This is a genomic window from Nocardioides sp. F233 (assembly GCF_057813895.1).
On the sequence record NZ_JBVASH010000009.1, the window covers coordinates 69,360 to 87,420 of the forward strand.

Here is an 18,061-nt window from a genome sequence, read left to right on the forward strand (position 1 = left end):
TTTCTGCCGGGTCGGCCCCTTCCAGGAGCCACTTCGAGCCGGGTCGACCGGATTCGCGAGCCAGTTCGAGCCGGGTCGGCCCCTTCCAGGAGCCATTTCGAGCCGGGTCGCGTCAGGTCAGGTCCCGCCGCCGGACCAGGGCGATGCTGGCGAGGACCGCGAGGACGACGTACGCCGCGACGGTGATCGCGGCCCGGGTGCCGGGGACGGTGTCGACGACGCCGGGGGTGCCGTCGCCGACCCCGACGCCCACGATCGAGCCGATCAGCGAGCCCGCGGAGGTGCCGGGGAGGACCTCGGTGAGGTTCTCGACCCAGCCGAGGAGCTGACCGACGCCGCGCAGCAGGTTCTCGACGACGAGCGCCCAGACCAGGCCGAGGCCGACCGACAGGGCCGGGCCGCGGGCGAGGGTGCCGAGCAGGAAGCCGAGCAGGGCCCACATCTCCAGCACCAGGAAGCCGGCGCCGAACGATTGCGCGACCGATCCGGCCGACGGCATCACGACGTCCTGCGACTCCGTGGTCGCGATCAGCAGGGAGACGCCCAGGTCGAGCACGAAGGTGACGACGAGGGTGCCGACGACGACCGCGGTGAGGGAGAGGACCGAGCCGACGAGAGCCGGCGTACGGCGGACACCCTGCGAGAACAGGGTCTTCCAGGTGCCCCAGCCGTACCCGTTGCCGGCCACCAGTGCGCCGAGCACCATCATCAGCGCACCGCCGAACATGGGCATGCCCTGCAGGAAGACGTCGGGTACGGCGTCCGGCATCATCTGCGCGAGCTGCTGGGCCTGGGTGGTGCCCTCGTCGGAGAAGCCGGGGTCGCCGCTCGTGTACGAGAGGTACGTGAACAGGTAGCCGAACAGCAGGCTCAGCACCAGCCAGGCGCCGAGGGTGATCCACACGGCCGGCCAGGCGCGCAGGCGCATCAGCTCGGCCCGGGTGCTGCGGGTGGTGCTGCGGGTGGTGGCGGTCAGGGTGCTCATCGCACGGACTCCTTCTGGCTCGTCATCTCGAAGAAGACCTCTTCGAGGCTGCGCTCGGCGGCGGTGATCTCGTGGACGTCGACGCCGGCGCCGACCAGCGCGCGGGTGACGTCGGGGGCGCGGTCGGCCGGCAGGGTGAGCAGCAGGCCGCCGTCGGTGTCGCGTCGTACGCCGTCGTCGCCGGCCAGTCGCATCGCGACAGCGAGCGCCTCCGGCTCGGGTGTGGCCCGCACGCGTAGGGAGACCCCGCCGCGCAGCTCGGCGACGGTGGACTCGCGCAGCAGCCGGCCGTCGTTGATCACCCCGACGCGGTGGCAGATCTCCTGCACCTCGGCGAGCAGGTGGCTCGACAGCAGCACGGTCTGGCCGCCGCGAGCCAGGTCGACGACCAGGGCCCTCATGTCGGCCATCCCGGCCGGGTCGAGGCCGTTGGTCGGCTCGTCGAGGACGATCAGCTCGGGGTCGCCCATCAGTGCGGCGGCGACGCCGAGGCGCTGCTTCATGCCGAGCGAGTAGCCCTTGAACCGGTCGTCCCCGCGGTTCGCGAGGTCGACCCGCTCCAGCACACGCTCGACCTCGGCGTCGGGCAGGCCGCGGTGCCGGGCCAGGACCCGGAGGTTCGCGCGACCGGACAGGTAGGGGAAGAAGCCGGGGCCCTCGATCAGCGCGCCCACCGAGCCGGTGGCGTACGCCGACCCGGAGGTCGGCCGGATCAGGCCGAGCAGCATCCGCAGGGTCGTCGTCTTCCCCGCGCCGTTGGGGCCGAGGAAGCCGTAGACCTCGCCGCGCTGCACGGTCATCGTGACCTTGTCCACGGCAACCCGGTCGCCGTAGACCTTCGTGAGGTTCTCGGTGGAGGCCACCGTCGTTCCCTGTGCATTCATGGCCCCCACGCTCCCTGCTGAGGGCCGCGGACGCGTCCGCTCGGACGCGGCTCCGGCGTACGCAGGACTGCGTACGCCGGAGGCTCTCGTCGTCGTACGTCGAGGAGCGTCGGCTCGCCTAGGTTCGGGGCATGGACACGAACATGTGGCTCGCGAAGCGCTGGTGGCTGATCCCGGTCGCGGTGATCATCACCGGCGGCTCGTTCGCCGTGAATCTCGGGCATGTGGGTGAGGTCGACGCCGGCGTCGTCGGGCGGGTTCTCTCGGTCGTACTCGCGGCCGGGGCGGCGGGATCGCTGCTGCTGCTCGACAGGTTCCCCGTGCTGCTGGTCGCGACCGGTGCGCTGAGCGGCGGCTACTTCGCCGTCGGCGGCGAGAACGGCCCGATCTTCTTCGCGCTGATCGTGGCGTCCTTCGTGCTCGCGACCCGGCGGCCGTTCCCCAGCTGGTTCCCGCTGCTGCTGGCGGCTGCGGTGCTGATCTGGGCCGGCCTGCTGGTGCGCGGCCTGCGCTGGGACGACCTCGTCGTCGGAGCCTGGCAGTCGATCGGCATCGGCGCACTGGTCTCGTCGGCCGCCGCGATCGGCAGCATGCTCCGGCAGGGCCGGTCCGCATGGGTGGACCGTACGTCGCGCGCCGCTGCCGAGGAGCGGCTGCGGATGGCCCAGGACCTCCACGACGGCGTCGGACACGGCCTGGCGGTGATCGCCATGCAGGCAGGGGTCGCGCTGCACGTCCTCGACCGCGACCCGGCCGCCGCCCGCACCAGCCTCGAGGCGATCCGCACGACGAGCCGCGAGGCGCTGGACGCGCTGCGCACCGAGCTCGCGACGATCGCGGGGGAGCCGGCACCGCGCCGGCCCGCCTCGGGTGTCGAGGCGATCCCGGCCCTCGTCGAGCGGGTGCGCTCGGCCGGCCTGCGGCTGGAGGTGATCGGCGAGCCCGGTGAGCTGACCCCGCAGACCGGCGCGGCGGCGTATGCCGTGCTCCAGGAGGCGCTGACCAACGTGCTCCGGCACGCCGCGGCCAGCACCGCCACCGTCGTGTGGGAGCGGGGCGCCGACACCGTGGCGCTGCGCGTCTCGGACGACGGGAACGGCGGCGAGGTGCAGGATGAGGGCATGGGCATCAGCGGCATGCGCTCCCGGGTCGAGGCGCTCGGCGGCAGCTTCCGCGCCGGCCCGGTGCCGCACGGCGGGTTCGAGGTCAGCGCGGTGCTGCCCGCATGAGCCACCCCATCCGGGTCGCGCTCGTCGACGACCAGCCGCTGGTCCGGATGGGCCTGGCCACCCTGGTCGCCGCCGAGCCGGACCTCGAGCTGGCTGGTGAGGCGGGGGACGGCCGCGAGGGGCTCGCCCTGCTGCGCCGTACGACGCCCGACGTCGTGCTCTGCGACATCCGGATGCCCGTGCTGGACGGCCTCGGCATGCTCGCCGAGGTCGCCGCCGACCCGGCCCTGGCCGCGGTGAAGGTGGTCATGCTGACGACCTTCGAGCTCGACGAGTACGTCTTCGAGGCGCTGCGCAACGGCGCCAGCGGCTTCCTGCTCAAGGACGCCGAGCCGACCGCGATCCTCGACGCCGTCCGGGTGGTCGCCGAGGGCGGCTCGCTGCTCGCGCCGTCGGTGACCCGGACCGTCATCGACCACTTCGGCGCCAGCCGCGCCGAGCGCCCGCACCCGCGGATCGGCGACCTCACCGACCGCGAGCGCGAGATCCTCGGCTGGGTCGCCACCGGCATGTCCAACGGCGAGATCGCGGAGGCGCTGGTCGTCAGCCCCGACACCGTCCGCACCCACGTCAGTCGGGCGATGGTGAAGCTGCAGGCGCGCGACAGGGCGCAGCTGGTGGTGTTCGCGATCGAGTCCGGGCTGCGCCGCTGACGGCATCGCGGCCAGGGCGGCAGCACTACCCGACCGCGGCACGGGCCAGGCAGGCGAGGGCTCCCGTCGTGGCGATCGTGCGGACGACGTTCCACGCCACCCACGCTCCCGCGAACGCGTCCCGCGCGGCCGCCGGATCGCCCGCCGCGGCGAGGTCGTCGTTGAGCGGGACGTTGAACGCCACGGTGACGACGAAGGTGACGGCGTGGAGCGCGGCCGCCGCGATCAGCCAGCCGCGTGCGCCCGAGCCCCCGGCGACGGCGAGCGCGATCGCGAGCAGGGGTGCGCCGAGGAAGACCGCCAGGAACAGTGGGTTGATGATCGCCTTGTTGATGTTCTGCATCGCGGCCACGTAGACCGCGTCGGTGCCCTTCGCCAGCCCGGGCATGACGGCGACCGAGAAGGCGAAGTACAGGCCGGCGTAGAGGCCGGTCGCCATGATCGAGGCGAAGAAGAGGACGGACCTGGTCGTCATCAGGACCAGGCCCCGGCCGCCGAAGCCGTCGGGGCGAGATCGGTGAGGCGCGCGGCGACGCGGCGACCGGTCGTGCCGGTGCTGCCGATCACGAGGATGGGCTGTGAGGTGGTCATACGCACAGTGAACTCGCGTCGTGTGAGACGTTCCATGGCTCAGACGCGCGATTCCATACGTATTCGTCTAGAGTTTCGGGGACGGACGTGCTTTCCGGGCTGCTCGACGGCCCCCGTGCCCAGCGTGCCTTCGTCCTGCGCTGTGTCCTCGATCCGCCGTTCTGCCTGCGCGTCGAGGACGAGGCTCCGCTGACCGTGGTCGCGGTGACGGCCGGGACTGTCGCGGTCGTCCACCCTGATGCGACGACGGCGCTCGGCCCCGGCGACGTGATGATCATCCGCGGCCCGCGCCCCTACCTGGTCGCCGATGACCCGGCCACACCGCCGCAGACCGTGATCGGGCCCGGCGGGGCCTGCCAGACCCTCCACGGGAAGAGCCTCGCGCGGGAGTGGGAGCTCGGCGTACGGACGTGGGGCCACGACCTCGACGCCGGGACCGTGCTGCTGGTCGGGACCTATGACGTCGACACCGCGGTCGGGCGCCGGCTCCTGGAGGCACTGCCGGAGACCGTCGTCGTGCCCGCGGGGCAGGGCAGGTCGCCCCTCGTCGCGCTCCTCGAGTCCGAGATCGTCCGCGACGACCCCGGCCAGGAAGCGGTCCTCGACCGTCTGCTCGACCTCCTGCTCGTCTCCGCGTTGCGCACCTGGTTCGCGCGCCCGGACGCCGAGCCGCCCGCTTGGTACGCCGCGCACGCCGACCCCGTCGTCGGCCCGGCGCTGCGGATCATCCACAACAATCCCGCGCTCCCGTGGACGGTCGGCTCGCTCGCGCGCGAGGTCGGCGTCTCCCGCGCCGCGCTCGCCCGTCGCTTCCACGAGCAGGTCGGCGAGCCGCCGATGACCTTCCTCGCGCACTGGCGGTGCACCCTCGCCGCCGACCTCCTGCGTGAGCCCGGAGCCACGATCGCGGTCGTCGCGTCGGAGGTCGGGTACAGCAGTCCGTTCGCGCTCAGCGCCGCTTTCAAGCGCGTGCGCGGCGTCTCGCCCGCGCAGCACCGCGCGGCGAGCACCTAGACCCGGCCGCTGACGTCGTCCGGTACGCCGAGCCCGGGCAGGTTGTCCTGCGCCGGGACCGGGGTGCCGAGGACCCGCTGGATCGGGACGTGCCCGCCCCAGATCCCGGCCGCCACGTCGTCCGGCTCGTCGACCGGGTCGCCGGATCGGGCCTTCATCGACGCCTCGGCGAGGGGGACGGCGAGCACGGCGGTCGCGGCCATCTCCTTGCGGGTGCTGGGGCGAAGGGTCGCGGAGCGGCCCGGGATCATGTGGTCGACGATCAGGTCGAGGGCGTGCTGCCGCTCGGCGTCGTCCTCGACGACCCGGGCCCGCCCGATGACCACGGCAGAGCGGTAGTTCATCGAGTGGTGGAAGGCCGAGCGGCCGGCGACCAGGCCGTCGAGCTCGGTGACGGTGACGCAGACCGTCGTGTCGGCGGACTCGCGCAGCCACCGGGCCGCCACGGAGCCGTGCACGTAGAGCGTGCCGCCCTCGTCCGGGCCGTCCACGTCGACCGCGAACGCCGTCGGCAGCACCACCGGGTGGTCGCCGACGGTCACGCCGAGGTGGGCCACGAGGGCGTCGGTCAGCAGGGCCAGCAGGTCGGTGCGCTCGGCGACGGCGCGGTTGCGGCCGCGGCGGATCCGGGTGCGGTCGGTGGGCTCCATGACAACGCTCATGGCTCTAGGGTGGAGGACAAGTGGCCTGTGCACACGGGCCAGTTCCCAGCAACTCCGACAGGCCAATTCCGATGCTGCCCGTACGCCTCGACCGCACCGACCCCCGACCGCTCGGAACCCAGCTCGCCGACCAGGTGCGCCAGCTGGTGCTCGACGGCGCGCTCGCCCGTGACGACCGGATGCCCGCCACCCGGCGGCTCGCCGCCGACCTCGGCGTCTCCCGCTCCGTCGTGGAGCAGGCCTTCGACCAACTGCTCGCCGAGGGCTGGCTCGAGGCGCGGCAGGGCTCCGGGACCTGGGTCGCCGGCGGCACCACCGGCCGGCCCGCGGCACCCCGCCGCCGTCGTACCCCTGTCGTGGAGCGGCCCCTCGTCATGCTCGACGCAGGCACGCCGTGGATCGACCCGCGTCACCAGGCGGTGTGGCGGCGGGCCTGGCGGGAGGTGTCGGTGGCGACGCCACCGCGGGGGTACGACGACCCGCGCGGCCTGCCCGAGCTGCGCGCGCTGCTCGCCGAGCGGCTCGGCCGCAGCCGCGGTCTGGCCGTCGACGCCGAGCGGGTACGGGTCACCGGCGGCACGGGTGCGGGGCTGCGGCACCTGCTGGCGGTGCTCCCGCGAGCGGCGGTGGCGGTCGAGGACCCGGGCTACCGCGCGGCGGTCGCGACGGTGCTCGAGTCGGGTCGCGACGTGCGCGACCTCCCCGCGCTCGAGCCGGTCACGGACCTGTCCGGCTGCAGCGCCGCCTACGTGACGCCCGCCCACCAGCACCCGCTCGGCCGCGTGATGCCCGCCGCCGACCGGCTCACCCTGCTCGCGACCGCGCGCCGCGACGACGCGCTGGTGGTCGAGGACGACTACGACTCCGAGTTCCGCTACGACGTCGCGCCGGTGCCCGCGCTCGCCTCCCTCGACCGCGACCGGGTGGCCTACCTCGGCACCGCGTCGAAGGCGATCCTGCCGTCGCTGCGGCTCGGCTGGACCGTCGTACCGGACCGGCTGCTCGACGCGTACGACGCCCACCGCTCGCTCATCCACGACGCGCCGCCGTGGCCGGTGCAGCGGGCGCTGGTGACCCTGCTGCGCGACGGGTACGTCGACGCGGTGGTCCGCTCCGCCCGCCGGGTCTACGCGGAGCGCGCGCCGCGGGTGGTCGAGGCGTTGTCGCCGTACGCCGGGCTGGCGGGTCCGGTCGCCGGCATGTACTCCACCTGGCTGCTGCCCCACGCCCGCGCGGTGCGGGTGCGGGCCGCCGCCGAGGAGGCCGGCTTCCGGGTCAACCTGCTGCGTGACTACTGCCGCACGGCCCGGCTCAGCGGACTGGTGATCGGCTTCGGCGGCCCGACCGATGCCGAGCTGGACCGGGCCCTGGCGGTGCTGGTGGGGGCGCTCAGCCACTTGTAACTAAGTGTTACCTACTCGATTTGGGGCGCATGGGGCTGATGTGGTGGACAACCGCGCTGTAACACTTAGTTACATGTGCTCGGCGATCTTGACCGGCCGGCCCGCGACGTACCCGATCGCGACCTGGACCACGGCGGTGGCGAGCAGCAGGACGTAGGCGATCGACCAGCTGTCCGTCGCGTCGTGGAGCACGCCGACGAGGAACGGGCCGCCAGCGGCGATCAGGTAGCCGACGCTCTGCGCCATGGTCGACAGCGAGGCGGTCTGGGCGCTGGAGGTGGTGCGCAGCGCGAACATGGCGAGCACGACGGGGAAGATCGCGCCGCCGGCGCCGAGGAGCCCGGCCCACACCCATGCGCCGCCGACCGGTGCGATCCACAGTCCCACCCAGCCGGCCGCGGTGAGGGCGGTCAGGGTGAGGACGAGGTGGCCCTGGTGCCGCATCCGGACTGCGATCATCGGGGCGACGAAGTAGAACGGCACGCCGATGACGATGCTCGTCGCCAGCAGCAGGCCTGCCTTCGCGTCGCTGAACCCGGCGTCGGCGTACACGCTCGGGAGCCAGCTCATCATCACGTAGGCGTTGAGCGACTGCGTCGCGAAGACCAGGGTGACCGCCCACGCGGTCGGGCTGCGCCACAGCGAGGCGCTGCGGGCCTGGGCGCGCTGCGGGTCGCGGCGGCGGCAGTACGGCGCCCAGGCGATCCCGGCGGCGACCGCGGCCAGCGCCCAGACGCCGAGCCCGACCCGCCAGGTTCCGGCGGCGTCGGCGATCGGGACGGTGGTCGCGGCGCCGACGGCCGAGCCGAGGGAGAGCACGGCCGAGTAGGCGCCGGTCATGGTGCCGATCCGGTGGGGGAAGTGCTCCTTCACGATCGCGGGGATGAGCACGTTGCCGAGCGCGATGCCTGAGCACGCGACCGCCGTACCGGCGATGAGGGCGGGGGTGCCGTCGAGCACGCGCAGCACCAGTCCGGCCGCGATCAGGGCGAGCGCCGCGACCAGACCGCGGTCGACGCCGATGCGGCGGGTGACGGCCATGGCGGTCGCGCCGACGGCGGCGAAGCACAGGACGGGGACCGAGGTCAGCACGCCCTGCGTGGCCGCCGAGACACCGAGGTCGCTGAGGTGGTCGAGCAGCGCGCCGAGCGAGGTGATCGCGAGGCGCAGGTTGAACGCGACGAGCAGGACGGCGACCGCGAGGCCCAGGCTCGCGCGCCCGCGCGACCCTTCGGATGCGGTCGGCGGCAGGGCGGCGGCATCATGGACCACGGCGGACATGCCGACTAGAATACGCAGACATCCGATCATTGGACGAATAACCGGAAGGATTTTCCATGCCCCTCGCTCCCACCACGCCCGCCTCGCTGGTCGACCAGGCCATCGCGGGGATGCGTGCGCTGCTGGAGAGTGGTGAGTGGGAGGTCGGCACCCGGGTCCCGCCCGAGCCGGCCCTCGCCGCGGCTCTCGGCGTCAGTCGCAACACCGTGCGCGAGGCGGTCAAGGCGCTCGCGCACCTCGGCCTGCTGCAGGTCCGGCGCGGCGACGGCACGTACGTCGCGGCCACCACCGACATGCAGGCCCTGATGCGCAAGCAGCTCGACCGGGTCGACATCGCCCACCTGCTCGAGGTGCGGCACGCGATCGAGGTTCGGGCCGCGGCGCTGGCCGCGGAGCGTCGTACCACCGCGGACCTGGCGACGATGGACGCGATCATGGATCGCCGCCGCCAGGCGGTGCTGGACGGCGACGGGCCGGCGTTCATCGACGCCGACGTCGACTTCCACTGCGCGGTCGTCGCTGCTGCCCACAACCCGCTGCTCGTCGAGCTGTACGACGGCCTGGTCGAGACCCTGCGCGCCAGCATCGAGCACCCCGGCGCCGCTGACGTGCTCGCCGCAGAGCACGACGCGGTGCTCGACGCGATCCGAGCCGGCGACCCGGCGGTGGCAGCCACGGCCAGTGCGGAGCTGCTCGACCACGTGGTCGCCTGATCGATCAGCGGCGGGTGAGCTGACCGCCGAGGATCGCGGCGAGGGCGAGCGCGAACCCGGCCAGCTGGACCGGCCGCAGCGCCTCGCCGAGGACCAGCCAGCCGAGCGCTGCTGCGACGACGGGGGAGAGCAGGCCGAGCAGGGCGGTCGCCACGACCGGCAGCGAGCCGAGGCCGCGGAACCAGAGCAGGTACGCCGCCAGCCCGCCGACCGCGCCGAGCCACAGGTAGCCGCCGGCGGCCGGGGCGTCGATGGCGGGCGGGGCGCCCTCGAGGAGGAAGGTGGTCGGCAGCAGCACCAGGCCACCGGCGGTCAGCAACCAGCTCACCAGCACGGGTGAGCTGACGCCCTCGGGGCGTCCCCAGCGGCGGGTCAGGACGACGCCGGTCGCCATCGACAGCGCGCCGCCCAGGCCCGCGAGCAGGCCGACCGGGTCGAGGGCGGCGTCGGGACCGAGCACGACGAGCGCGACCCCGCCGACGCCGGCGAGCGCCCAGGCGACGCGTGCCGCGGTGGGGTGCTCGCCGAGGAGCGGGAGGGCCAGCGCAATCACCAGCAGCGGTTGGACCGCGCCGACCGTGGCCGCCACGCCACCGGGGAGGCGCTCGGCGGCGATGAAGAGCAGCGGGAAGAAGGCACCGATGTTGAGGGTGCCGAGGGCCAGCGAGCGCCACCACCACGCGCCGTGGGGGAGCCGGCGGAAGATCGCCAGCAGAAGCAGCCCGGCGGGCAGGGCGCGGAGCATGCCGGCGAACACCGGGTGGCCGGGCGGCAGCAGCTCGCTCGTGACCAGGTAGGTCGTGCCCCAGACGGCGGGGGCGAGGGCGGTGAGGGCGGTCAGCCCGGCCGTGCTCGCGGGGTTGCTGGTGGTGGCCCGGGGTGCCGGACGGTCGAGCGTGGTGGTCATGGGTCCAGCGTCCGCTTCTGCGATTGATGAGTCCAACACATGCTTTTCATCGGATTGATCGTGGATCAAGATGGATCCGTGGAGCTGCAGCAGATGAGGTACGTCGTCGCCATCGCCGAGCACGGTTCCTTCACCCGGGCGGCCGAGGCGTGCTTCGTCGTGCAGTCCGCGCTCAGCCACCAGGTGGCCCGGCTCGAGCAGGAGCTCGGTGTCCGGCTGTTCCACCGCACCAGTCGCCAGGTCCGGCTCAGCGCCGCGGGGCAGGCGTTCCTGCCGGTCGCCCGGCAGTGCCTCGATGCCGCGGACCGCGCCCGCGCGGAGGTCGCTGCCGCGACCGGGGAGGTGCGGGGGCCGCTGTCGATCGGTGTCATCCCGACGGTGGCGGCGGTCGACGTACCGGAGGCGTTGCGGACCTTCCGCGAGCGGCACCCGCAGGTGCAGGTCCGGCTGACCAGCGGCAACAGCGACACCCACGTGCAGCAGGTGGCCGACGGGACGCTGGACCTGGCCTTCCTGGGCCTGCCCGACGGCTGGGAGATCACCGGTGTGGCCGGGCGGCAGCTCGCGCGCGACCAGCACCGGGCCGTGATGGCGCCCGACCACCCGCTGGCCGGGCGGTCGCGACTGACCCTGGCCCGGATCGCCGGCGAGACCTTCGTCGACTTCCCTGGCGGCACCACCGGCCGGCTGCAGTCCGACGGTGCCTTCGCCGACGCCGGGCTGCGTCGCGAGGTGAGCTTCGAGACCACCGACATGCTGCTGATGGGCCGGCTGCTGCGGGCGGGCCTGGCGGTCGCGCTGCTCGCGTCGACGTTCGTGGAGCAGCTGCCCGGGCTGGTCGCCGTACCCGTGACGAGGGCGCCGGTCCGCACCGAGCACGTCGTGTGGAGCCGGTTCGGCCCCCCGCCGGCGGCGGCCGCGTTCCTGGAGCAGGTCGGCGTCGCGGTCTGAACCTCAGGTCGTCGTACGGCTGGCCGATGGGCGGGTGTGTCCGTCGTGCGCGCCCTGCTCGCCGTCGCCCTGCTGGCGGCGGCACTGACGCTGCCCGCACCCGGGGCCGCGGCCGACCCCGGGCCGATCGAGGACTACGCCGCCTACGAGCCGCCCACCCGCTGCTCACCCCACGACCGGGTCGGCACCCGGGCGCTGGCGCGGTGGACGGTGCGCCGCTTCGGTGGAGCGTTCGGCGGCATCTCCCGAGCTTGCGGTGCCAGCCCCTCGGAGCACGACGAGGGTCGGGCGTTCGACTGGTCGGTCGACGTACGCCGCCCGGCGGACCGGCGCCGGGCGCGACGCCTGCTCGCCGCACTGTTCGCACCCGACGCCGCCGGCAACCCCGCCGCACTGGCCCGGCGGATGGGCGTCATGTACGTCCTCTGGGACGACACGACCTGGTCCTCCTGGCGCCGGTTCGCCCCCGCGCCTTACCTCAACGCCGCGTGCCCCTCGAAGCGGGAGTGCTCCCGCACCCTGCGGCACCGCGACCACGTGCACATCTCGCTCACCCGGGAGGGTGCGCGGGGCGACCTGTCCTGGTACGCCGGGCGGCTGTAGCCCGGGAAGGCAACGCACCCGGCATCCGGGTCGTCGGATCGGTGGATCCACGACCGGAATGCCGGGTGCGACGGTGAAACGGTGCCCAGGGCCGGGCTGGGGCTCACTCCCCCCAGGTGGGGTTCCAGCCCTCGATGTCGCTGGCGGGGCGGGTCGAGGGGCCGGTGTAGATAGCCGAGGGGCGGATCAGGCGCCCGGTCCTCTTCTGCTCGAGGATGTGGGCCGACCAGCCGCCGGTGCGGGCGCAGGTGAACATCGAGGTGAACATGTTGGCCGGGACCTCGGCGAAGTCGAGGACGATCGCGGCCCAGAACTCCACGTTGGTCTCGAGGACGCGGTCGGGGCGGCGGGAGCGGAGCTCGGCCAGAGCGGCCTTCTCCAGTGCCTCGGCGACCTCGTAGCGGGGGGCGTCGAGCTCGCGGGCGGTACGACGCAGCACGCGGGCGCGGGGGTCCTCGGCGCGGTAGACGCGGTGGCCGAAGCCCATCAGCCGCTCGCCGGAGTCGAGCAGGCCCTTGACGTAGCCCTCGGCGTCGCCGGACTTCTCGACCTCCTCGATCATGCCGAGCACGCGCGAGGGGGCGCCGCCGTGGAGCGGGCCGCTCATCGCGCCGATGGCGCCGGAGAACGCGGCTGCGACGTCGGCACCGGTGGAGGTGATGACGCGGGCGGTGAAGGTGGAGGCGTTCATGCCGTGCTCGGCAGCGGAGGACCAGTACGCGTCGATCGCGTGGGCGTGCTTCGGGTCCGCCTCGCCGCGCCAGCGGATCAGGAACTTCTCGGCGAGCGTCCTGCCCTCGTCGACCGTCTTCTGGGGTACGACGGGCAGGTGGATGTCGCGCGCCGACTGACCGGCGTACGACAGGACCATGACGGCCACCCGGGCGAGGTCCGCGCGGGCCTGCTCGTCGGTGATGTCGTAGGTCTGGCCGAAGCCGAAGGCCGGCGCGAGCATCGCGATCGCGGCCTGGACGTCGACGCGGACGTCGCCGGTGTGGACGGGGAGGCTGAACGCCTCGGCCGGCGGCAGACCGGGGGTGAAGGAGCCGTCGATGAGCAGGCCCCAGACGTTCTCGAACGGGACCCGGCCGGCCAGGTCCTCGATGTCGACACCGCGGTAGCGCAGCGCCGAGCCCTCCTTGTCGGGCTCCGCGATCTGGGTCTCGAAGGCGACGACGCCCTCCAGTCCGTGGTGTACCTCAGGCATCGGCGTACTCCTTCGTCAGACGGTGCGGGTCGTCCGAGCCGGGCGTCCCGCGGGCCACCCGGCATTCTGCCCCACGGCCCTCCGGGGCCCGATCGGGCGGTCTCTAGGGTGGCCCCATGACCATCGGACCCGACCTGGCCGCCCTGCGCCGGGAGTACGGCGAGCAGGGGCTCGTCGAGGCCGCCGTACCGCCCTCGCCGTGGCCGCTGTGGCAGGCCTGGTTCGACGCCGTGTCGGCCGCGGGCGTGCACGAGCCCAACGCGATGGTGGTCGCGACCGTCGACCCCGACGGCTGGCCGTCGGCGCGGATGGTGCTGCTCAAGGGGGTGGCGGCCGAGGGGCCGGACGACGGGTTCACGTTCTTCACCAACACCGCCTCCCGCAAGGGCGAGGCGCTGGCGGCCGAGCCGCGCTGCGCGCTGCTGTTCCCGTGGCACCCGCTCGAGCGGCAGGTCCGGGTCGAGGGGACGGCGCACCCGCTGAGCGAGGAACAGGTCGCGGCGTACTTCGCCACCCGCCCGCGCGGCGCCCAGGTCGGCGCCTGGGCCTCACCCCAGTCGCAGGTCGTCGACGGGCGGGGCGAGCTGGACCGGAGGTACGCCGAGGTGGAGGACCGCTTCGCCGACGCCGAGGTGCCGGTCCCGCCGGCGTGGGGCGGGTACCGCGTCCAGCCGGCGTCCTTCGAGTTCTGGCAGGGCCGCGCCGGCCGGATGCACGACCGGCTGCGCTACGCCCGTACGGCCAGCGGCTGGGAGCTCACCCGGCTCGCCCCGTAAGCCTGACGCCGTCGGCGGTTGGCTACTACGCACCACCCCAGCGGCGCGCTCGCTGCGTTGCGGACGCTCGAAGGGCGGACAAGCACGTCGTCGCGCCCACGCCTTGCGATCACACCCCTGGGATGACGCTCGCTACGCCACCCGCCGACGGCGTCAGGCTTTGAGGAACGCCGCTGTCGGACGGTTGGTCCGCCTTCTGGGCTGCTGCGTAGATCGCCGCCAGCAGGATCAGCACGGCCAGCACCGCGACCACGATGAAGGTCTCGCGACGGCCGGTGCCGGCCGTCGGGGACGCCGGCTCGGCGACGGGCGCGGGCTCCGGCCTGTGCTCGGTCACTGGCTCGGGCTCGGCCACCGGCTCGGGCTCGACGGTCTCGGCGGCGACCGGTCGCGGGTGGTGGGTGTGGTGGTGGGACTTCCGGCGGCTGCTGCGCCGGCGCTGGACCACGTCGTCGCCCAGGCCCGGCACCTGGCCGGCGCCCTCGAGCGGCTCGAACCGAGGAATGGCGTGCTCGGTCACCACGACCCGGCGCAGCGCCTCGTGCTCGTCGTCGGGCAGGTCCGCGTCCGGGCCACCAGCCACGACCTCAGCCTCGACCTCAGCCTCGACCTCAGCCTCGACCTCGACCTCGGCCTCGGTGACTTCGAGGGCCTCCTCGTCCGGCGCGTCGACGAGCGGCACCTCGCGGGCCGGGATCAGTAGCGAGCGGAACTCGGCATGCTCCCGCGCGCGCTGCTCGGCACGGAGGGTGTCGCGGGGATCGGTACGGTCTGCGGCCACGGGGACATCTTCGCGGATCGCGACGTGCGGGCGCCCGTGGGTGGGCCAACTGGCGGAACCGGTCGTCTCGAGCACGATGAGCAGGGCCCGGCCCGTGGGTCGGCGGTGGTCGGGGCCGGCGATCGCACGCTGGATCACCTCGGAGGCGAACGACGGGAACCCGGGGACCACGTCGGCCGGCGGCGGGGGATCGGCGAGCGGGCCGGGATCGATGCCGGTGAGGGCGTGGTAGGCGAGCCGGCCGAGCACGGCCGCATCGGGTTCGTCGATCCGGCTCAGCAGCGGGATCGCCTGGTCGGCGGGGACCGCGTCGGGTGCCGCGGCGGTGATCAGGGCCGTCAGCAGGGCGCGCTCGTCGTGGTGGACCCCCATGTCCATGCCGGCATCCTGCCCCGCGATCGGCTCGTGCGGGGACGAATCCGCTACTCGGCCACCGGCGCCAGCACTCGGCACACCTCCGCCGCGATCGCTTCGACAGCCGGCTCGCGGGCGATGGTGGCGGCGACCGCCTGCGCCCGGAGCCGGTACGCCGGCTCGTCGAGCACCCGCTGCAGGGCCGGCGCGAGCTCGCCCGGTCGGCGTACCTGCACCGCGACGCCGGCGTCCACCAGCCGCACGGCATGGTCGAACTGGTCGTAGTCGACCGGCCAGACGACCGACGGCAGTCCGGCCGCGAGGGTGTGGCCGAGCACGCCGGCGCCGCCGTGGTGGACGACCGCGTCGAAGCGCGGCAGGTCGCGGGCGTAGTCGACGTACTCGTGCACCACCACGCCCGGCGGCGCGTCGGCGACCGCGCCTGCGCCGCCGAGGCTGACGTGCACCTCGACGTCGGGCAGGTCGCGAGCCGCCTCGGCCGCCCACCCGACCAGCGTCGCCTTGTGCCACGGCAGGTGCGTCCCGGCGGTCACCAGCACTGAGCGCCGTCGAGCGTCGAGGACCGGCGCGGGCGCAGCGGAGGGTGGCGTGTGGAGCACCGGGCCGACGTACCGGACAGCGGGGGGCAGCGCGCGCGGGTACTCCACCGCCTCCGGCGTCAGTGCGAGCACGCGCTCGGCTGAGTAGATCGACTCCGAGCCGTCCGGGCGGTACTGCCGGATGATGCCGACGTCGGCCAGCCGCACCCCGGCCAGCCGCGGCGCGAGCCGCTTGAACCCGCGCACCCAGGACCGTCCGACGGCGTCGCGTCCCCGGCCCAGGGCGGAGCGACCGGGACGCCACCCGCCGAGGTACGACGGCGGCCCGGCCCGTCCCTCGATCGCGCACGGCGACGGGTGCGTGGTCCACCACGGCACGCCGATCTCGTCGGCCGCGGTGCCGACCGCGCCCATGGTGAAGTCCGCGATCACCAGGTCCGGGCGGACATCCGCCCAGGCAAGCAGCAGCTCGCGCCGGAAGTCCGCCTGCAGCGCGACCGCCGCGCGGAACTGACGGAAGAGCAGGCGCGGGTTGCTGCCGATCCGGTACGGCGGGTTCACGACCGTTTCGATCACCTCGTCGGCACCGTCCAGCAGGGCCAGTCCGGTCACGCCCGACGCGGTGATCGCCGGCAGGGCGGCGGCGGTGCTGATCACCCGGACGTCCAGCCCGGGCTCGGCGGCCAGTCGGGCGGCGATGCCGAGCACCGGGTGCAGGTGGCCGGCCATCGGCGGCGCGACCAGGTCGACCCGCCTCATGAGGCGTCCCCCGCCAGCTCCGCGACCAGCCCGGCGCACAGCGAGGCCAGCTCGGGTGCGGCGAGGTAGTCGAGGTGCCCGGCGTCGATCTGCACGTCGTGCGGCCACCACCGCGCGAGGTGGTCCGACCGGCTGCCGATCCGGACGGTCCGGCAGGCCGGAGGCCGGGTGGCGACGGCGCCGTAGGCGACCACTACGAGCCGGTCCAGCACCTCGGCCGGCAGACCGAGCCGGCCCAGCAGGTCCAGCCCGATCGACCCGGCCAGCACGAGCGTCCGGTCGGCGGCCCCCAGCTGTGCCTCGACCAGCGGCCGGTGCCGTCGGGCCCAACGCGCCCGCAGCAGCCGGATCCGCCAGAACAGCACCAGGTGCCGCAGGCTCCCGAGCCACAACGGCACCGGGCGGTACGGCGCCAGCGCGGCGTCGTACGGGAAGTTCAGCCGGACCTTCGCGGGCTCGGGCAGCGGCAGCCCGTCGAGGAAGGCGTCCTGGATCGGCGACAGCGCGCACGAGCGCGGGTCGCTCTGGCCGGTCAGGTGCAGGACCTGGAGGTTCATCGGACGGGTGAGAAGTCGTCGTCGGAGCGCACCCGGTAGGTGCGCGTGCGCCAGCGGATCGTGCGCTGCACCGCGCCGTGCCCGAGGTGCGCCGGTTGCGCCAGCTCGGAGGCCAGCGAGGGCAGTGGCGCGTGCAGGGACCGCCCGTAGATGCGGCGATGCACGACCTGCAGCAGCAGCCAGCGTCCGCCGAGCAACGCCACGAGCGGGCCCGGCCGGCGCGAGCGGACGGAGCCGACGAGCACCGCCCAGAGCAGGTTCGGGTGGGTGCCGTGCAGCACACTGATCGCGGCGACGGTGCCGATCGGCTGACGGCGCAGCAGCAGGTTGGCGAAAAGCATCCAGCGGTGCATCAGCCGCACGTAGTGGCCGGGTGACTCGACGCTCGTGGTGATCCACTGCGGCGACGCTGTCTGGCAGATCGTCCCGCCGCCGCGCTGCACCGCCCCGGCGACGGCGAGGTCGTCGGTCAGGTTGCGCAGGATCGGCGTGAACCCGCCGATCACCCGCAGGTCCGCGACCCGGATCGCCCAGCACATCCCGTTGATCGTCACCGGCGCCATCGGCAGGTAGGTCAGCGCCGCGTTGTTGTCGACGAACTGCTCGACGAGCCGCGCCCACGGCGTCCTCCCGGGGAGGTACGCCGGCAGTCCGGTCGCCAGCGTCGCCCGCTCGAGACCGCCGAGGAGCGCGCCGAGGCTGGTGCGGGGGAGCCGGGTGTCGTCGTCGAGGACGAGGAGCACCTCGTCGTCGGCGCACTCGTCCAGTGCCGGCTGGAGCTTGGCGAGCTTGGGGTTCACGCCGTCCGGAGCGGGCGGGCAGAGCCGGACCTCCAGCCGCGGGGCTGGACCGATCTGCTCGACCACCCGCTGTGCCTCGGCGTCGTCCTCGTCGACCAGCCAGACGAACCGCCCGCCGGCCAGGGACAGCAGGTTGTCGCGCAGTGCGTCCTCGAGGCCCGGGTCCCCGGAGAGGATCGGCTGCACCACGACCACCCGGGCGATCGCCTCAGCGGAGGGCTCGACCGCCGCCGGTGCCCGGGAGGCGGCCCGCAGCGAGGCGACGGTCTTGCCGGCCTGCAGGGCGAGGTAGCCGAGTGTGGCAGCCGTGGTCAGGCGGCCGGTGGGGCGTACTTCTTGACCGATTCTCGCGCTTCTTGACCGTTGCAACGGCCAGGAAGCGCGAGAATCA

At 73.9% G+C, this 18,061-nt stretch carries 19 protein-coding genes; 8 read left to right on the forward strand and 11 right to left on the reverse strand.

Annotated features, from left to right (window positions below):
- Nucleotides 1–112 precede the first annotated feature (112 nt).
- Together ACZYRU_RS25500 and ACZYRU_RS25505 are read right to left on the reverse strand one after the other, a co-directional pair.
- On the reverse strand, nucleotides 113–985 hold the full coding sequence (locus tag ACZYRU_RS25500) for an ABC transporter permease (protein WP_488959911.1): 873 nt from the start codon (nucleotides 983–985) through the stop codon (nucleotides 113–115).
- Entirely contained in the window at nucleotides 982–1,869 is an 888-nt protein-coding gene (locus tag ACZYRU_RS25505) for an ABC transporter ATP-binding protein (protein WP_488959912.1), read from the reverse strand. The genes ACZYRU_RS25500 and ACZYRU_RS25505 overlap by 4 nt, the downstream gene beginning before the upstream one ends.
- 131 nt (nucleotides 1,870–2,000) lie before the next feature.
- On the opposite strand from ACZYRU_RS25505, the gene ACZYRU_RS25510 reads away from it, so the two are divergent.
- Together ACZYRU_RS25510 and ACZYRU_RS25515 are read left to right on the forward strand one after the other, a co-directional pair.
- On the forward strand, nucleotides 2,001–3,098 hold the full coding sequence (locus ACZYRU_RS25510) for a sensor histidine kinase (RefSeq protein WP_488959913.1): 1,098 nt from the start codon (nucleotides 2,001–2,003) through the stop codon (nucleotides 3,096–3,098).
- Entirely contained in the window at nucleotides 3,095–3,751 is a 657-nt protein-coding gene (locus tag ACZYRU_RS25515; RefSeq protein ID WP_488959914.1) for a response regulator, read from the forward strand. The genes ACZYRU_RS25510 and ACZYRU_RS25515 overlap by 4 nt, the downstream gene beginning before the upstream one ends.
- Before the next feature lie 25 nt (nucleotides 3,752–3,776).
- Here ACZYRU_RS25515 and ACZYRU_RS25520 read toward each other — a convergent pair whose 3' ends face one another.
- A complete protein-coding gene (locus ACZYRU_RS25520; RefSeq protein ID WP_488959915.1) occupies nucleotides 3,777–4,226 on the reverse strand; it encodes an anthrone oxygenase family protein in 450 nt (149 codons plus the stop codon).
- Nucleotides 4,227–4,429: 203 nt separating this feature from the next.
- On the opposite strand from ACZYRU_RS25520, the gene ACZYRU_RS25525 reads away from it, so the two are divergent.
- Nucleotides 4,430–5,356 (forward strand): AraC family transcriptional regulator, encoded by a 927-nt coding sequence (locus ACZYRU_RS25525; protein WP_488959916.1) that lies wholly within the window; start codon nucleotides 4,430–4,432, stop codon nucleotides 5,354–5,356.
- Here the strand turns inward: ACZYRU_RS25525 and ACZYRU_RS25530 are convergent.
- Nucleotides 5,353–6,018, reverse strand: a complete 666-nt coding sequence (locus ACZYRU_RS25530; RefSeq protein ID WP_488959917.1) for a pyridoxamine 5'-phosphate oxidase family protein — start codon at nucleotides 6,016–6,018, stop codon at nucleotides 5,353–5,355. The genes ACZYRU_RS25525 and ACZYRU_RS25530 overlap by 4 nt on opposite strands.
- 71 nt (nucleotides 6,019–6,089) lie before the next feature.
- Here ACZYRU_RS25530 and pdxR point away from each other — a divergent pair, with 71 nt between their 5' ends.
- On the forward strand, nucleotides 6,090–7,421 hold the full coding sequence (pdxR, locus tag ACZYRU_RS25535) for a MocR-like pyridoxine biosynthesis transcription factor PdxR (RefSeq protein WP_488959918.1): 1,332 nt from the start codon (nucleotides 6,090–6,092) through the stop codon (nucleotides 7,419–7,421).
- 69 nt (nucleotides 7,422–7,490) lie between these two features.
- On the opposite strand, the gene ACZYRU_RS25540 is transcribed toward pdxR, so the two are convergent.
- Nucleotides 7,491–8,702 (reverse strand): CynX/NimT family MFS transporter, encoded by a 1,212-nt coding sequence (locus ACZYRU_RS25540; protein WP_488959919.1) that lies wholly within the window; start codon nucleotides 8,700–8,702, stop codon nucleotides 7,491–7,493.
- 56 nt (nucleotides 8,703–8,758) lie between these two features.
- Here ACZYRU_RS25540 and ACZYRU_RS25545 point away from each other — a divergent pair, with 56 nt between their 5' ends.
- Nucleotides 8,759–9,415 carry a FadR/GntR family transcriptional regulator gene (locus ACZYRU_RS25545; protein ID WP_488959920.1) on the forward strand — a complete coding sequence of 219 codons (657 nt, stop codon included), beginning with the start codon at nucleotides 8,759–8,761 and terminating at the stop codon, nucleotides 9,413–9,415.
- Nucleotides 9,416–9,419: 4 nt separating this feature from the next.
- On the opposite strand, the gene ACZYRU_RS25550 is transcribed toward ACZYRU_RS25545, so the two are convergent.
- The gene (locus tag ACZYRU_RS25550) at nucleotides 9,420–10,322 is read right to left on the reverse strand and encodes an EamA family transporter (RefSeq protein WP_488959921.1); all 903 of its coding nucleotides are present in this window, start codon (nucleotides 10,320–10,322) and stop codon (nucleotides 9,420–9,422) included.
- Between the two features lie 78 nt (nucleotides 10,323–10,400).
- On the opposite strand from ACZYRU_RS25550, the gene ACZYRU_RS25555 reads away from it, so the two are divergent.
- Both ACZYRU_RS25555 and ACZYRU_RS25560 read left to right on the forward strand, forming a co-directional pair.
- A complete protein-coding gene (locus ACZYRU_RS25555; RefSeq protein WP_488959922.1) occupies nucleotides 10,401–11,273 on the forward strand; it encodes a LysR substrate-binding domain-containing protein in 873 nt (290 codons plus the stop codon).
- 36 nt (nucleotides 11,274–11,309) lie between these two features.
- Nucleotides 11,310–11,876: a VldE C-terminal domain-containing protein gene (locus ACZYRU_RS25560; protein ID WP_488959923.1), complete on the forward strand. Its 567-nt coding sequence runs from the start codon at nucleotides 11,310–11,312 to the stop codon at nucleotides 11,874–11,876.
- Nucleotides 11,877–11,979: 103 nt separating this feature from the next.
- On the opposite strand, the gene ACZYRU_RS25565 is transcribed toward ACZYRU_RS25560, so the two are convergent.
- Nucleotides 11,980–13,083 (reverse strand): citrate synthase 2, encoded by a 1,104-nt coding sequence (locus ACZYRU_RS25565; RefSeq protein ID WP_488959924.1) that lies wholly within the window; start codon nucleotides 13,081–13,083, stop codon nucleotides 11,980–11,982.
- A 116-nt stretch (nucleotides 13,084–13,199) separates the two neighbouring features.
- On the opposite strand from ACZYRU_RS25565, the gene pdxH reads away from it, so the two are divergent.
- Complete coding sequence (pdxH, locus tag ACZYRU_RS25570) at nucleotides 13,200–13,859, forward strand: pyridoxamine 5'-phosphate oxidase (protein WP_488959925.1); 660 nt, start codon at nucleotides 13,200–13,202, stop codon at nucleotides 13,857–13,859.
- A 109-nt stretch (nucleotides 13,860–13,968) separates the two neighbouring features.
- Here the strand turns inward: pdxH and ACZYRU_RS25575 are convergent, their stop codons facing one another.
- The 4 genes from ACZYRU_RS25575 to ACZYRU_RS25590 are packed head-to-tail and all read right to left on the reverse strand — an operon-like array spanning nucleotide 13,969 to nucleotide 18,039.
- On the reverse strand, nucleotides 13,969–15,018 hold the full coding sequence (locus ACZYRU_RS25575) for a hypothetical protein (RefSeq protein ID WP_488959926.1): 1,050 nt from the start codon (nucleotides 15,016–15,018) through the stop codon (nucleotides 13,969–13,971).
- A 44-nt stretch (nucleotides 15,019–15,062) separates the two neighbouring features.
- On the reverse strand, nucleotides 15,063–16,313 hold the full coding sequence (locus tag ACZYRU_RS25580) for a glycosyltransferase (RefSeq protein WP_488959927.1): 1,251 nt from the start codon (nucleotides 16,311–16,313) through the stop codon (nucleotides 15,063–15,065).
- Nucleotides 16,310–16,870, reverse strand: a complete 561-nt coding sequence (locus ACZYRU_RS25585; RefSeq protein ID WP_488959928.1) for a hypothetical protein — start codon at nucleotides 16,868–16,870, stop codon at nucleotides 16,310–16,312. Before ACZYRU_RS25585 ends, ACZYRU_RS25580 begins: the two co-directional genes overlap by 4 nt.
- Complete coding sequence (locus ACZYRU_RS25590) at nucleotides 16,867–18,039, reverse strand: glycosyltransferase (protein WP_488959929.1); 1,173 nt, start codon at nucleotides 18,037–18,039, stop codon at nucleotides 16,867–16,869. Before ACZYRU_RS25590 ends, ACZYRU_RS25585 begins: the two co-directional genes overlap by 4 nt.
- Nucleotides 18,040–18,061 lie beyond the last annotated feature (22 nt).